This is a genomic window from Enterococcus sp. FZMF, from assembly GCF_030263915.1.
Taxonomy (GTDB): domain Bacteria; phylum Bacillota; class Bacilli; order Lactobacillales; family Enterococcaceae; genus Enterococcus_D; species Enterococcus_D casseliflavus.
Genome location: NZ_CP127160.1, coordinates 2,456,317 through 2,469,590, shown reverse-complemented (window position 1 = coordinate 2,469,590; position 13,274 = coordinate 2,456,317). Strand labels below are relative to the sequence as shown.

The window sequence follows — 13,274 nt, the reverse complement described above, 5'->3', positions numbered from 1 at the left end:
ATAAACATGAATCCATTGATTCAAGAACTAACTCAAGAACAATTACGTACTGACATCCCAGCTTTCCGTCCTGGGGACACTGTTCGCGTTCACGCGAAAGTTGTCGAAGGAACTCGCGAACGTATTCAGTTATTTGAAGGTGTTGTCATCAAACGCCGCGGTGCTGGTATCAGCGAAACTTATACAGTTCGTAAAGTATCAAACGGTGTAGGTGTTGAACGTACCTTCCCATTGCACACACCACGTGTTGCACAAATCGAAGTTGTTCGTTACGGTAAAGTACGTCGTGCAAAATTGTACTACTTGCGTGCATTACACGGAAAAGCAGCTCGTATCAAAGAAATTCGTCGTTAATCATTTATTATCAGATGAAGCAAAAGCCCTTGATTTCAAGGGCTTTTTTCTTTTGTCTGAGGTGAAAAAAACTTTCTATTCGTTGTGATAAAATGAAGAAACGACTATACAAATAGGAGGGGTTTTATTGAATGAAAGAAGTAACAATCTTGGACGAGAAGAAATAATCATCGAAAAGGAGTTCGTCAGACGGCCAAAGGTTCCATGGTCGAAGGACGTCCAACGCTTTTTACGTTTTTTGCAAGATCAGCAGATAAATTATGTGCCGAAACCATTAGGGTTTGATCAGGAAGAACATGAGTTAGTTTCTTTTGTTCCGGGGGAGGTATATGATCAGCCATTGCCGGATGAACTTTATACTGATGAGGTTCTTTGTTTGGTAGCTGAACGATTAAGAGATTTTCATGATCGAAGTGTTGGTTTTCTGGAAAGGCTAACTGGTGAGGAACAATGGATGCTGGAATACTCTGGTCCGATAGAGGTGATGTGCCACAATGATTTTGCTCCATATAATATGACGATCGTGGATGGGAAGCCTTTTGGGCTTTTTGATTTTGACACAGTAAGGCCAGGAAGCAGGTTATGGGATGTTTCTTATGCTGCGTACCGCTGGGTACCCTTGTATTTTGATGGGAACAGTCGTCTGAGTGAAACACAATGCCGTCGATTGAAACTTTTTGTGGATACTTATCGGCTGTCCAATAATGACAGAGTACAGATTGTCGATTGTTTGATCGACCGCCTTTGTGCACTAGTTGCTTTTATGAGTAGAAAAGGAGAAGAAGGGAATCGGAATTTTCAGAAAAACATTGACGAGGGACATCTTGCTAAATACCAATATGACATTCAGCGCCTGAAAGAAAATAAATCGCAAGTCATCGAAGGGATAAAAATAGAAGAATAGAAGAACAGTGAGTACAAATCATCCTACAGTCTTCTATCAGATCCTCTTGGTGTTTTTTATTGAAATGATTGTTATTTATAGAGATGAATTATCTCTATCTTTTTAATTTTTAATTTTATGTAATTTGGAAATAAAGAAAAAATTTTGAATGATTTCATTATTGTTTTCTAATAAATGATTACAGAAAAAAAGCAATAAATTCCCCTTTTTTTGATGATTTCTATGGTAATCTTCTCGATAGAGAACTTTCTTTTATCTAGCTATTGCTGACCTCTATGCGTTAGTTAACTACTTCACAAATAAAAGGAAGTTCTTTATTTAATCGAATTGAAAGAGGTGTCTTTGTGAAAGCAGCTGTAGTATCAAAAGATAAGGTTGTAAAAATCGAGGAAAAAGAATTAAGAGCGCTTCGTCCGAATGAAGCATTATTGAAAATGGAGTGTTGCGGTGTCTGCCATACTGACTTGCATGTAAAAGATGGCGACTTTGGAGATGCATCTGGGATCGTACTCGGACACGAGGGAATCGGTAAAGTGGTTGCAATCGGTGATGATGTTACTTCTCTAGCAATCGGTGACCGTGCAAGTGTCGCTTGGTTGTATGAAAGCTGTGGATCATGCGAATACTGTGTGAACGGGAATGAATCATTATGCCGTTCGGTTAGAAATGCCGGCTATTCTGTAGATGGTGGTATGGCTGAAGAATGTATCGTTGTCGCTGACTATGCAGTGAAAGTTCCAGAGGACTTAGGTTCTGCTGAAGCCAGCAGCATTACTTGTGCAGGTGTAACCACATATAAAGCGGTAAAAGTTTCTGACATTAAACCAGGTCAATGGATCGCCATCTATGGTTTAGGGGGATTAGGAAACCTAGCCTTACAATATGCAAAAAATGTCTTTAATGCAAAAGTGATTGGAATCGATATCAACGACAAACAGTTGGACTTCGCAAAAGATCATGGCGCTGATCTTGTAATCAATCCTGCGAAAGAAGATGCGGCAAAAATCATTCAAGAAGCAACCGGCGGCGCACATGCAGCTGTAGTAACAGCTGTTTCAAAAGCAGCCTTCAATTCTGCTGTTGATGCTGTTCGTGCGGGCGGAACGATTGTAGCGGTCGGTCTCCCACCAGAAAGCATGGACTTGAACATTCCTCGACTTGTATTGGATGGGATTAAGATTGTCGGTTCCCTTGTTGGAACACGAACTGATTTAGCAGAAGCTTTCCAATTTGCGGCGGAAGGAAAAGTCGTTCCTAAAGTAGTCATGCGTCAGTTAGAAGAGATCAACGATATTTTTGATGAAATGCTTTCAGGAAAAATCAAAGGACGGATGGTCATTGATTTTCAAGAGAAATAAACGAAAATAGAGAAACCAACTATGAATTTTTAGCGAAGGAGAAAATTTCGTGTGTAATTTATTGATCATTGACAGCGAAGAACGAAGAGCAGTTAGCGAGATGATTCGTTTGATTGATCGTCATTTTCCAAATGTCATCTTGCTTCCAATGATTGATTCGAAAAAAGCACTTCAGCGTACCTGTCTTGAGCAGATGGTTGACATTGCAGTGATCAATGCGGATGGCGAAGAGGACTGTTTTGAATTATACAAAGAGTTGCTTTCTTTTTATCCGAATGCAAAAGCAATTTTGTATTCTGCAGTAGAAAGTTTTGCTATCGCTCAAAAAGCGTTGCGTTACGACTTGATCGATTATTTGGTCGAACCGATCACCAATGATTTTGTTTATGCATTGGACCGAGGGATTCAATCCATCAATCAGATTTCCTTGCTGCACGTCGAGAAAAACAATGAAGCTTCTCCTTCGCTTTCTTTAAGACATAAGATATTGCGCTATATTCATGAAAATTATAGAGAACATATTACTTTAGACACTTTAGCAGATCACCTGCATTTAAGTCGGTATCACACTAGCCGATTGATCAAGAATACATTAGGAATGACCTTTTCATTGTACTTGATGATTTATCGTATTGAAGTTGCCAAAAAAGAACTCACAACAAGTGATCGATCAATCAGTGAAATTTCTGTTAGAGTAGGATTCAATGATCCAAATTATTTTAGTAAGAAATTTAAAAAAGCAACTTCTTATACGCCCAAAGAGTATCGAAAAATTTATCGTGGGAAAGTAACCGTGATCGACTCAAGACTTGAGCTTTGAGTATTAAATAAAGTAGTTTGGGCTGATTGTATTAGCGAAAACATGATTCTTTGCTAATGCTTATCAAGTTACTTTTTCATAGATGAGAAAAGCTAAAAGGCCTATGTGTGGAAGGCCTTTTTTTACTTGAAAAAAATTTTGGATCTGGTTATTCAGACTAGCAGCAGAGAACAAAGACTGATGTTTTTGTGAATGAACCGATAGGTGCTATAATGAGAACGGATTCAGCAGTGCAGCTTACCAAAGAAAGGGAGCAAGAAAATGGCGAACAAAATGGTGTTTATTAACTTGCCTGTCACTGATATCAAACGTGCAACATCCTTTTATGAAGCGTTGGGGTTTGTAAAAAATGAAGAGTTCTCAAACGAGACCAGCAGTGGAATGGTTTGGAGTGAATCGATTTGGTTAATGCTGTTAGAACATGCGTTTTACCAACAATTTCTAAATGGTAGAAGTATTGCAGATACAAAGAATACGAATGGCGCATTGATCGCGTTTAGTTTTGACACACCAGAAGAAGCAAAGAATTTTGCAAAAATCGCTGAAGAAAATGGTGGACAGTCGTTCCAAGTTGATATGGGGATTCCAGAGGACATGATGGTCGGCTATGAAATCGTTGATCCTGACGGCAATCAGATTGAGTCTGCTTGGATGAAGGGCTATTAGCAAAGTGCTCGTTTAAATAAAAAGGAAAAAAATGGTTCAGTAGGCAGTTCCCTCAAGAAGTTAGGCTTTTGTGCTAACTTTTTGAGGGCTGCTTTTTCTTGACGGGATCCTCGAGTTTTGTAAGATTGGTCAGTACCCTTTGTCTAAATCTGAAAAAAGAGGTATGATACAAGAAAAAGGAGTGGAGACGAAGTGAAATATTCAACGAAATACAGCGACGCCATTCACATCCTCGCTTACATCCACCTCTTTAAAGGAACTGATCTATCCAGTGATCGGATCGCCCAGAGTGTTGAAACGAATCCTGCCTATGTTCGCCGGATTATGAGTGATCTGCGTATTGCAGGATTGATCGAAAGCCAAAGAGGAAAACCAAACCCTAAACTAACGAAGGAACCAAATGAGATTTCTTTGTTGGACATCTATGCGAGTGTTGAAAAAGATCAGCATCTTTTACGTGCGGACAAAAAGACCAATCCCAATTGCTTGATTGGGGGGAATATCCAAACGGTATTAGAGGAAACTTACGATGTGCTGCAAAAGAAAATTGAGCAGGAAATGAGCGCTATCTCGCTACAATCCATCATTGAAGGCATTCAAGTAGAAGCCAATCATTAAAAGTGTCACATGGAAGGCTGTAAAAAAAGAACTTTCACCTGCTAGGCAAATTCTTGACAGGGAAGAAAGTTTCTTTTATACTCTAGTTGTAACTTAATTAGTAACAACTGATTTTGAAAAAAACAAAAGTAGGAAGGATGATCATTATGAAAATCGGTATTATTGGCGCAACAGGGAATGCAGGTTCAGCAATTTATCAAGAAGCAGTACAGAGAGGACACGAAGTGACTGCTATCGTGAGAAATGAAGCGAAGGCCAAAGAACAACTTGGTGAGACGGTCAAAACACTTACAAAGGATGCTTTTTCTCTCACAGAAGAAGAGCTCAGTGACTTTGATGTGCTTGTTGACGCGTTTGCGACAAATCCTGACAAAGCTTACTTGCATGTGGATCTGGCAGCAAAATTAGTGCACCTGTTTCGAGAAAAAAACACTCGCTTGTTCTTCATCTTAGGAGCCGGCAGTTTATTCAATGAAGCGGGGGAACGTAATCTCTCTGAGTTGAAAAAAGCACCAGGAAGCGAAAGTTGGATTGCGATTCCAGAAAATCAGCTAGACGAATATCTCTTTTTAGAAACAGTCAAAAATGTCCCTTGGGTGGGGATTTCTCCTGGGAATGTCTTTCAAGAAGGACCAGCTAAACCAGCGATTTTAGGGAAAGATCACTTACTATTCAACGAACAAAAGGAATCGGTGACATCTAGCGGTACCTTAGCTAAGGCAATTATCGATGAGATCGAAACAGTACAACATGAAAACACCCGCTTTACTGTGATTGATGCCTAGTAAGTTTTCAAAGACGACTGAGAAGGAAATGCCGTGAGTAGCGTTGACTATTGGTACGAGTGGATGGATAGGCTATTTTAGGCAACAGTTCTTTTTTCACATTATTGTTTCCCATACTCAGTAATTTAGACAAGACAAATCCTCTGTCTTTGCTTATAATCAAGGACAGAGGTGAGAAAATGAATAAAAAAATCGAAGCGTATGAATTGATGCTTCTGCAATTAAAAGGATTACTAGAAGCGGAGAGTAATTGGATCGCTAATCTAGCAAACTCTTCTGCTTTATTAAATGAAACATTGGAAGATACGGTGTTTGCCGGCTACTATTTGTTTGAAGAAGGCGAACTGATCTTAGGCCCGTTCCAAGGAAGAGTATCTTGCACCAGAATCACTATGGGCAAAGGGGTTTGTGGAGAGTCAGCGGCAAAACAAACGACATTGATTGTCCCGAATGTCAAAGAACATGAGAACTATATCTCTTGTGACTCGGCAGCTATGTCTGAAATCGTTGTTCCTATGATAGCTGATGATCAATTGATTGGTGTGTTGGATATCGATAGTGGCAAAACGAACAGCTATGATGAGATCGATCAGAAATATCTTGAAGAATTTGCGGCGATCCTAGTAGCGAGTCGTAAATAAATCGTCATTTCTTAATAATTAGCAAAAAACAATATAACGTTTACAAAGCAAGTGTTCATTGAATAATGGGCACTTTTTTCATTTTTGTTTTAAATAGACATACATATCTCTTTATTTTATTAGAATTAGATGATAAAATGATAATAAAATTAGAGAAACGAGTAGTAAGGAGCGCATTATGGAAGCAGAAACAATTGTATTAGGTAAAGCATATGAATGTAAACCAGTCGGCTTAGAAAGCCGCGTTATCGGAGAAGTGGTCAGAAAAATGGAACGTTGTGCCGTTTTGCATGTGATCCGTTATGAAGAGACTGATCATGACGAGCTTGAAGAACGTTGTGGACGAGTTGTGGCAAAATACAACGAGATCTATCAACCAGCATTGGTTGAATGCTTTTCTAGCTAAGGGTTAATCCCAATCAAACGAAGCCATGCACGTAAACCAATTCCCTTAACAAAGGGGCTGTTTCTTGGAAGCAGCCTCTTTTTTTGATTCTTGGACACCGCTGCGTAGAAAAATACATGCTATAATGGGCGAGAAACTAGCAGAAAGCAGGGAGCGAAATGGAATTAGAAAAAACGGTCATTGATGACAAACAGATGCTTTTTGAATTGCCGAAGGAAGTAGGGCAACTGCAAATTGTTAAAGGAAAACTTATTGAAACAAAAGACAATACCGTCCTCTTAGCCATAAAAGAAGGCCAATTACTATCAGTAGCAGATGAGAAATCATTTGATGACAAGCAAGAATATGATCGCTTAATGATCCTTACACCACCTTGGGAGATCATGGCGCCATACTTAGCAGCCTATTATCAAGAGAAATATCAACTGTCCAATGCTTCCAACGCACCTATCGTGATTCCACAGGAACTGCAACAAGGGGTCGCTGTTTGTGCGGAACCATTTGATTGCTTGATCGATTTTCTGGGGTATGTATCCACTAGTAAAAAGGAAACGAAAGCGGTGAAAAAAGGGAGCAAGCCTCGTCATAAATGGTCAAAAGAATTACAAGATGAACCCTTTATGGTGGATTATCAAGGAAGTAAAGCAACGGTCTATTGGCAGAAACGCAACGAGGTTCGAATTGAAAAAGGCGCTACCTTGCGTCAAGAGGTTCCTTTGAACAAAGACGGCTCGGTGGGCTTTTCAGCTCGATTAGCAGAAAAGATACGGCAAGAGAATCAATCAGCGATCAAAGAGGGACGAACGATTGAAGACGTCGTATTAAAAAGTGTCAATGAGGTCGGCATGTTTCTTTACTATGGGGGGACCAATGGCTGGCTTCAATTAAAAGATCAGCAAGGAAGAACCCTGAACGAGCGAACGGTGGAATAGAAAAGAAAGACACTGAACAAGAAAGCGATCCACCAAAGCGAACGGAATCAGCTTTGGTGGATCGCTCGTATCGTTTAACTAGGAGTAGGCTCTTCATCGATCAAGACAAATTCTTGACCTGTTTTGGACAAAACAAGGCTCGGTTTTGCAGTTCCTTCCTTTTCTGCTCGATACGCATCTCGGTGCTTTTGCAGATGTTCGGGGCGTTTTAACCAAGCTTGAAATGCTTTTTTCTCAGTCCATTTTGACACCAACTGGAAAACGAGGCGGTCTTTTGATTCTGAAAACCAAGCTTCAGCATACTGACAGCCAGCGAATGTTTTCATTGAGGCGGTATCTTTTTTCATTTTAGCTAGAAATCGTTCTTTACCTTCAGGAATTACTTCAAATGCGACGGTACGGATATACATGAAATTCCTCCTTGCTGTGAGTGATTTCATTTAGTATAGCGCTAATTGAGAATCATTGTCAATTAGCGTGGGAATTTTTACTTTTTTATCGATTTTCATTTTTTGATTAAATCTTTCAAAAGCCTTGAACAAATGAAAAAAGTACGTATAATTAATATACGTACTGAAGACTCCGAAGAGTATTGGAGAAAATGGATACTTGGGGAAGTCTTTCTTTTCTCACGTGCAATACTCTTCGTTTGTTTAGTGTACCACTCCCATTTCAAAATAGATACGTTTTTTTTACTTTCTGAGGAGATTTCTTTTATTCCTTGAGTTGAAAGGCAAAAAAGTGGGAAGGTTCTGCGAAAGCGCTATGAAGACGAAATTTATGTCTTCTTTTTTTGTGTGAAAGGGAAGGAAAATTAAGAAAGTTTTTTTATCCATTTTACCTGCGAAATGATGTATAAGAAAGTATCATAAGTTCTGATCCCTAGAAGATCAGGACTTTTTTGTATGCTTTCTTGGCACGACTCCTTTCAACGATATTCAGCATAAAGTCGCTCTTTTCTACTTTTTACATTCAGAAGAGCGTTTCTGACACAACCATGTAACCTCTTACATTTTTTGGTCGTGTTAAATTGACAGGCTGCATAAACATGCGGTAAACTCGGTACAACAAACAGAATTTTTTGAATTATCTGAATGTTAGAAGGGGATGAGTAGAAATGGGGAAACGGAGCAAATATGCAGTATCGCTTGTGTTACTAGGCAGCTTATTTTTAGCAGCTTGTCAAAATGGCAATGAAGAAAACGAGACGGATTCATCAGCCGCTTCTTCTGCAGAGCAAGTGATCAATGTGCAATTTTCGGCAGAGATGGGCAGTGCAGATATTTCTTTAGCAACCGACTCTTACAGCTTTATCACGTTAAACAACGCCTATGAAGGTCTTTATCGCTTAGATGAAAACAATGTTCCTGTGATTGCTGGTGCAAGCGAAGACGCTGAAGTTAGTGAAGATGGGCTTTCTTACACCATTTCACTGCGGGAAGAGGCAAAATGGTCCAATGGCGATCCAGTTACTGCAGCTGATTATGTTTTTAGCTGGCAGCGAACCGTTGATCCAGCCACTGCTTCCAATTATGCTTATATGCTGGCACCCGTTAAAAACGCTACCGCTATTTCAGATGGTACGCTAGATAAAAGCGAGTTAGGGATCGAAGCAGTCAATGATCATGAATTAAAAATCACGTTAGAAAAACCGACGCCTTACTTTTTATCTTTACTGGCTTTTCCAACTTTCTTCCCACAAAACGAGCGTGTCGTGGAAGAGTTCGGTGACCAATATGCCTTAACCAGTGAAAACGCGGCGTACAATGGACCATTCCTATTGACCAATTATGCTGGACCAGGCACCGACATCCAATGGACATTGGCGAAAAATCCCGATTATTGGGATGCCGATTCGGTCAAACTTGAAACAATTAATTTTGATGTCGTGAAAGACTCATCGACCGCTTATAACTTGTACGAAAGCGGACAAGCCGATGACATTATTTTAAGCGGTGAATTGGCGATGCAGAATGTGAATCATCCTGATTACATTGTTCAGCCTAGTGCAACCACTCAGTATTTAGAAATGAATCAAGCACCAGAAGATTCGCCTTTTCGAAATGCAAATCTGCGCCAGGCCATTTCGTATAGTATGAATCGACAACAAATCGTTGACAATATTTTAGGCAACGGCTCCTTACCGGCGGTCGGTTTTGTTCCTTCTGACCTAGCGTTTAATCCAGAGACAAAGGCTGATTTTGTCGAGGATGCGGCAACCACGTTAGCCTTTGACGAAGAAAAAGCCCAAGAATATTGGGAAAAGGCAAAAGCTGAACTGAGTATCGATACATTGTCTTTTGAACTGTTGACATCAGATACCGATCAATCGAAAAAAATGGCAGAATACATTCAAGGCACCTTGCAGCAAACACTGGATGGGCTGACTGTCGAAGTCACAAACGTTCCATTTTCTGTGCGCTTGGATCGTTCAAATAGCGGCGATTTTGAGATGGTCATGAACAACTGGATCGGGGATTATGCAGACCCAATCAACTTTTTGGAATTGTTCAAAAAAGACAGCTCCTATAATCGTGGAAAATGGCTAAATGATGATTACAATCAATTGATCGAACAAGCCTCCAATGAAAATGCTAACGATCCAGAAGCCCGTTGGGAAAATATGGTAGCAGCAGAAAAAATCTTAAACGACGACTTAGGTGTTATTCCACTCTTCCAAAGTGCTGAAGCACATCTACGGTCGCCAAAAATCAAAGGCCTCATCGTTCATAGTGTTGGCGCGGCCTATGATTATAAAAATGTCTTTGTCGAAGAATAAGGAGAAAAAAGCTCCTTTTGTCTATTCATTGTCTGACTTCGCCAAAGAGGGCAGCAGACGAGAAAAACGTTACTAGAATGTTTAGCAACTTGATAACAAGGAATAAAGCAGTTCTTTTTCTATCAGCGAACAATGACGTATTCATTTTAGCTAGATAAGAACTGCTTTTCTTTTTGGGAGGAACACCAATGAAAATCACAGCAGTTGAAACCAAACGAATTCCGATCCAGCTGAATGCACCCTTTAAAACGGCGCTCAGAGAAGTGCACGCCGTCGAAGTGATTCGAGTGCTGCTTTTTTTTGATAATGGGATCGTTGGCATCGGAGAAGCAGCCCCTACCGAAGTGATCACCGGTGATACAAAAGAAAGTATTTTAAAAGATATCGAAACGGTCTTTGCCCCGTTCCTGTTAGGCAGAAAGGTAGATGCCCAATTGCTAGTAATGGATGAGCTTCATGCGTTGATCCAGCATCATACGAGCCCTAAAGCAGCGATTGATATCGCGTTGCATGATGCACTGGCAAAAGCGGCCAACTTGCCTCTTTATCGCTATTTAGGTGGTTCTGCCAATACACTGCCAACCGACTATACGATCAGTGTTGGCTCACAGGAGCAGATGCTGCATGATGCCCAAGTGAAAGTCCAGGCGGGATTTCGCTCCTTGAAAATCAAACTAGGGGCAGGAACGATCGAAGAGGAAGTTGCGAAAATTCGCCGCATCAATGAACGCTTGGCAGGAAAGATTCCCTTTCGAATTGATGCAAATCAAGGCTGGACCAAAGAAGAAGCGGTGCAGATTTTAGACCAATGGCAAGACATTCCGATCGAGTTTGTTGAACAGCCAGTAAAAGCCCATGATTTTGCTGGACTCAGCTATGTGACTGCTCGTACGACGATTCCAATCATGGCTGATGAAAGTCTTTTTTCCTATGAGGATGCCAAGCGTTTGATTGCTGAAAACTGCTGCAATTATTTGAACATTAAATTGATGAAAAGCGGCGGGATCAAAGAGGGGAAAAAAATTTATCACTTGGCAAAAGAGCATCAAATGCCAGTGATGGTCGGTTCGATGATTGAAGGGTATGGGGGGATGGCGGCAGCCGCCCATTTTGCCTTGGGGATGGCCGACGTCCAATTTTATGATCTGGACGTTCCTTTTATGTGGGAGACCCAAACGACTTCCCCTGAAATGCAAGGGATTCTTCAGCGTCCAGGAAGCTTGAGGGTCACCGAACGCATCGGTCTAGGGATCAACGAATAAATAGTTATGAGAGGAGCAAAGATGAAACAAATTGTTCAGGCTGGCTCTTCCTTCTTATGGAAGGAACCCAAAGAAAACAAAGTACTAGCAAAAATCAAAGCATTTCCTTTAGAAGCGCTGCACACTTTTTTGACTGATGAAGATACGATGCGGCTTTATCAGGAAAGCTTAGTGGACTCCGAAGTATTATATGGGACGATAGTAGAAGTCATCACCCAAACGGATGTTTGGTCCCATGTGATCGTCTTGGATCAAAAAAGCAATAAACACCCACTCGGGTATCCCGGTTATCTGCCGAACGAGGTATTGAAGCCATTGCCACCAGATTATGCACCAGCTAAAAGAAGGATTGGGGTGATTGCAAAAGAAGCCGTGCTTGTTTTTGACTCGACCACACGACTTGTTTCTTTTGGAACAGTTTTACCACTTGTTGGGGAAACCGCAGATTCCTATCAAGTGGCTACGCCTAATGGACCAGCAACGATCGCTAAAGCTTTTGCTCACGTCCTATCGGACACATGGGCAAAGCTCCCAGAAAAAATAATAGCCTTGGCAGAACAATTTATAAACCAGCCCTATGTCTGGGCAGGCATTAGCGGCAGTGGCTTTGATTGTTCTGGATTCATGTATTCGCTGCATCGACTTCATGGTATTTTAATCCCCCGAGATACGATCGAGCAAGCACAACAAGCAAACATCGTACCTTACAGTCAGGCACAACCAGGGGATCTGCTGTTGTTTGCTTATGAAGAAGGAAAAGGCGAAGTCCATCATGTCGGTCTATATTTGGGGGATGACGAAATGATTCATTCAAGAACACCTGAGTCACGGGTCATGAAAACCAAAATCACTGGCTCTAATTATGAACCAGAACTCGCAGTTGTGGCGCGTTATTGGCAAAACCAGCCGAATGCATCACAGGAATGCTCATGAACATTCTTTTCATGATCGTAAGGAAAGGGGCATTTGATGGGAAAAGATGACTTGCGTGTAGCAATTAAGCCTATTCTAGAAAACTATCAGACAACCTTGGAAATGGGTTTATGGATCGGTACGCCAACGGAATGTCTCATTGACTATCAGAGTCAAAAGTCGTTTTCGGCAGCGAGTATCAGTAAGCTTGTTTTGTATGCCTATTATCTTGAACAGATTATCGAAGAAAAAATCGATCCGCAACAGCTGATCGGTGTGAACGCCGTTGATCTGACAGGGGGTGCTGGGGTGATCCGTCTTTTTCCTCAGAAGAAAGGTTGGACCATCAGTGAACTTCTCACGGCGATGATCGCCGTATCTGATAATACTGCGACCAATGTACTATTGGACTTAGTAGGGTTGCCCACGCTTCAGGCCTGGATTCAGGAGCCAGAGATTCAATTTGAACGGTATATGATGCGACCGATCAAAGACAAAGAGAACCGCTTGACCCCCTCGGCGGCTGCTAAACTACTACTAAGGTGTGTTAAACGAGAAGAAGCTGCACTAGGGTTTTCACCCTTAAATCAGCAGCAATTTCAAGAAGGATTAGCGGGAAATTTTGCGGAAACTGCGCAGCCCGCTTGCCGCATTTTTAATAAGACAGGCCGTCTTGACCGCATCGAACACGATGTAGCGTATTTACAAGCCAATGAAACGACGATCATCATTGCGGCATTTTCCTATGATAAAACCGGTAGTGGTCAAGGGATCAGTTGGTTAAGAGAAATTGGTCAAACAGTCTATCAGCAATATTTTTAAGTAAAATGCGCTGCG

Annotated in this window: 15 protein-coding genes; 14 read left to right on the top strand and 1 reads right to left on the bottom strand. The window is 41.1% G+C overall.

What is annotated here, in order from left to right; translation table 11 throughout:
• The first annotated feature begins 6 nt into the window (after window positions 1-6).
• From rplS to QN079_RS12020, 10 genes are all read left to right on the top strand, one after another.
• Window positions 7-354: a 50S ribosomal protein L19 gene (rplS, locus tag QN079_RS12065; protein WP_002357176.1), complete on the top strand. Its 348-nt coding sequence runs from the start codon at window positions 7-9 to the stop codon at window positions 352-354.
• 127 nt (window positions 355-481) lie between these two features.
• Window positions 482-1,258: an aminoglycoside phosphotransferase family protein gene (locus QN079_RS12060; RefSeq protein WP_289229826.1), complete on the top strand. Its 777-nt coding sequence runs from the start codon at window positions 482-484 to the stop codon at window positions 1,256-1,258.
• Between the two features lie 344 nt (window positions 1,259-1,602).
• Complete coding sequence (gene adhP / locus QN079_RS12055) at window positions 1,603-2,616, top strand: alcohol dehydrogenase AdhP (RefSeq protein WP_005229064.1); 1,014 nt, start codon at window positions 1,603-1,605, stop codon at window positions 2,614-2,616.
• 100 nt (window positions 2,617-2,716) lie between these two features.
• Window positions 2,717-3,436 (top strand): helix-turn-helix domain-containing protein, encoded by a 720-nt coding sequence (locus QN079_RS12050; protein WP_353957183.1) that lies wholly within the window; start codon window positions 2,717-2,719, stop codon window positions 3,434-3,436.
• A gap of 261 nt (window positions 3,437-3,697) precedes the next feature.
• The gene (locus QN079_RS12045; protein ID WP_151195470.1) at window positions 3,698-4,102 is read left to right on the top strand and encodes a VOC family protein; all 405 of its coding nucleotides are present in this window, start codon (window positions 3,698-3,700) and stop codon (window positions 4,100-4,102) included.
• Between the two features lie 192 nt (window positions 4,103-4,294).
• The gene (locus tag QN079_RS12040; protein WP_289229824.1) at window positions 4,295-4,720 is read left to right on the top strand and encodes an Rrf2 family transcriptional regulator; all 426 of its coding nucleotides are present in this window, start codon (window positions 4,295-4,297) and stop codon (window positions 4,718-4,720) included.
• A gap of 137 nt (window positions 4,721-4,857) precedes the next feature.
• Window positions 4,858-5,505: an NAD(P)H-binding protein gene (locus tag QN079_RS12035; protein WP_289229823.1), complete on the top strand. Its 648-nt coding sequence runs from the start codon at window positions 4,858-4,860 to the stop codon at window positions 5,503-5,505.
• Between the two features lie 179 nt (window positions 5,506-5,684).
• Window positions 5,685-6,146, top strand: coding sequence for a free L-methionine (R)-S-oxide reductase MsrC (msrC, locus tag QN079_RS12030; RefSeq protein ID WP_015510123.1), 462 nt, complete (start codon window positions 5,685-5,687; stop codon window positions 6,144-6,146).
• Between the two features lie 178 nt (window positions 6,147-6,324).
• Window positions 6,325-6,552, top strand: a complete 228-nt coding sequence (locus QN079_RS12025) for a hypothetical protein (RefSeq protein WP_005229082.1) — start codon at window positions 6,325-6,327, stop codon at window positions 6,550-6,552.
• 158 nt (window positions 6,553-6,710) lie between these two features.
• Window positions 6,711-7,484 (top strand): hypothetical protein, encoded by a 774-nt coding sequence (locus tag QN079_RS12020; protein WP_289229822.1) that lies wholly within the window; start codon window positions 6,711-6,713, stop codon window positions 7,482-7,484.
• 74 nt (window positions 7,485-7,558) lie between these two features.
• On the opposite strand, the gene QN079_RS12015 is transcribed toward QN079_RS12020, so the two are convergent.
• Window positions 7,559-7,894 carry an antibiotic biosynthesis monooxygenase family protein gene (locus QN079_RS12015; protein ID WP_289229821.1) on the bottom strand — a complete coding sequence of 112 codons (336 nt, stop codon included), beginning with the start codon at window positions 7,892-7,894 and terminating at the stop codon, window positions 7,559-7,561.
• A 707-nt stretch (window positions 7,895-8,601) separates the two neighbouring features.
• Here QN079_RS12015 and QN079_RS12010 point away from each other — a divergent pair.
• From QN079_RS12010 to QN079_RS11995, 4 genes are all read left to right on the top strand, one after another.
• On the top strand, window positions 8,602-10,263 hold the full coding sequence (locus QN079_RS12010) for a peptide ABC transporter substrate-binding protein (RefSeq protein WP_289229820.1): 1,662 nt from the start codon (window positions 8,602-8,604) through the stop codon (window positions 10,261-10,263).
• A 188-nt stretch (window positions 10,264-10,451) separates the two neighbouring features.
• Window positions 10,452-11,525, top strand: coding sequence for a dipeptide epimerase (locus QN079_RS12005; RefSeq protein ID WP_289229819.1), 1,074 nt, complete (start codon window positions 10,452-10,454; stop codon window positions 11,523-11,525).
• Between the two features lie 21 nt (window positions 11,526-11,546).
• On the top strand, window positions 11,547-12,458 hold the full coding sequence (locus tag QN079_RS12000) for a C40 family peptidase (RefSeq protein WP_289229818.1): 912 nt from the start codon (window positions 11,547-11,549) through the stop codon (window positions 12,456-12,458).
• 36 nt (window positions 12,459-12,494) lie between these two features.
• Window positions 12,495-13,259 carry a serine hydrolase gene (locus tag QN079_RS11995; protein ID WP_060792526.1) on the top strand — a complete coding sequence of 255 codons (765 nt, stop codon included), beginning with the start codon at window positions 12,495-12,497 and terminating at the stop codon, window positions 13,257-13,259.
• The last annotated feature ends 15 nt before the right edge of the window (window positions 13,260-13,274 follow it).

Excerpts from the sequence above, each read along its gene's own strand:
- QN079_RS12025 (WP_005229082.1), top strand. The coding sequence starts at position 6,325 with ATGGAAGCAGAAACAATTGTATTAGGTAAAGCATATGAATGTAAACCA.
- msrC (WP_015510123.1), top strand. The coding sequence starts at position 5,685 with ATGAATAAAAAAATCGAAGCGTATGAATTGATGCTTCTGCAATTAAAA.
- QN079_RS12035 (WP_289229823.1), top strand. The coding sequence starts at position 4,858 with ATGATCATTATGAAAATCGGTATTATTGGCGCAACAGGGAATGCAGGT.
- QN079_RS11995 (WP_060792526.1), top strand. The coding sequence starts at position 12,495 with ATGGGAAAAGATGACTTGCGTGTAGCAATTAAGCCTATTCTAGAAAAC.
- QN079_RS12015 (WP_289229821.1), bottom strand. The coding sequence starts at position 7,894 with ATGTATATCCGTACCGTCGCATTTGAAGTAATTCCTGAAGGTAAAGAA.
- QN079_RS12010 (WP_289229820.1), top strand. The coding sequence starts at position 8,602 with ATGGGGAAACGGAGCAAATATGCAGTATCGCTTGTGTTACTAGGCAGC.
- rplS (WP_002357176.1), top strand. The coding sequence starts at position 7 with ATGAATCCATTGATTCAAGAACTAACTCAAGAACAATTACGTACTGAC.
- QN079_RS12005 (WP_289229819.1), top strand. The coding sequence starts at position 10,452 with ATGAAAATCACAGCAGTTGAAACCAAACGAATTCCGATCCAGCTGAAT.
- QN079_RS12045 (WP_151195470.1), top strand. The coding sequence starts at position 3,698 with ATGGCGAACAAAATGGTGTTTATTAACTTGCCTGTCACTGATATCAAA.
- QN079_RS12020 (WP_289229822.1), top strand. The coding sequence starts at position 6,711 with ATGGAATTAGAAAAAACGGTCATTGATGACAAACAGATGCTTTTTGAA.
- QN079_RS12000 (WP_289229818.1), top strand. The coding sequence starts at position 11,547 with ATGAAACAAATTGTTCAGGCTGGCTCTTCCTTCTTATGGAAGGAACCC.
- QN079_RS12050 (WP_353957183.1), top strand. The coding sequence starts at position 2,717 with ATGATTCGTTTGATTGATCGTCATTTTCCAAATGTCATCTTGCTTCCA.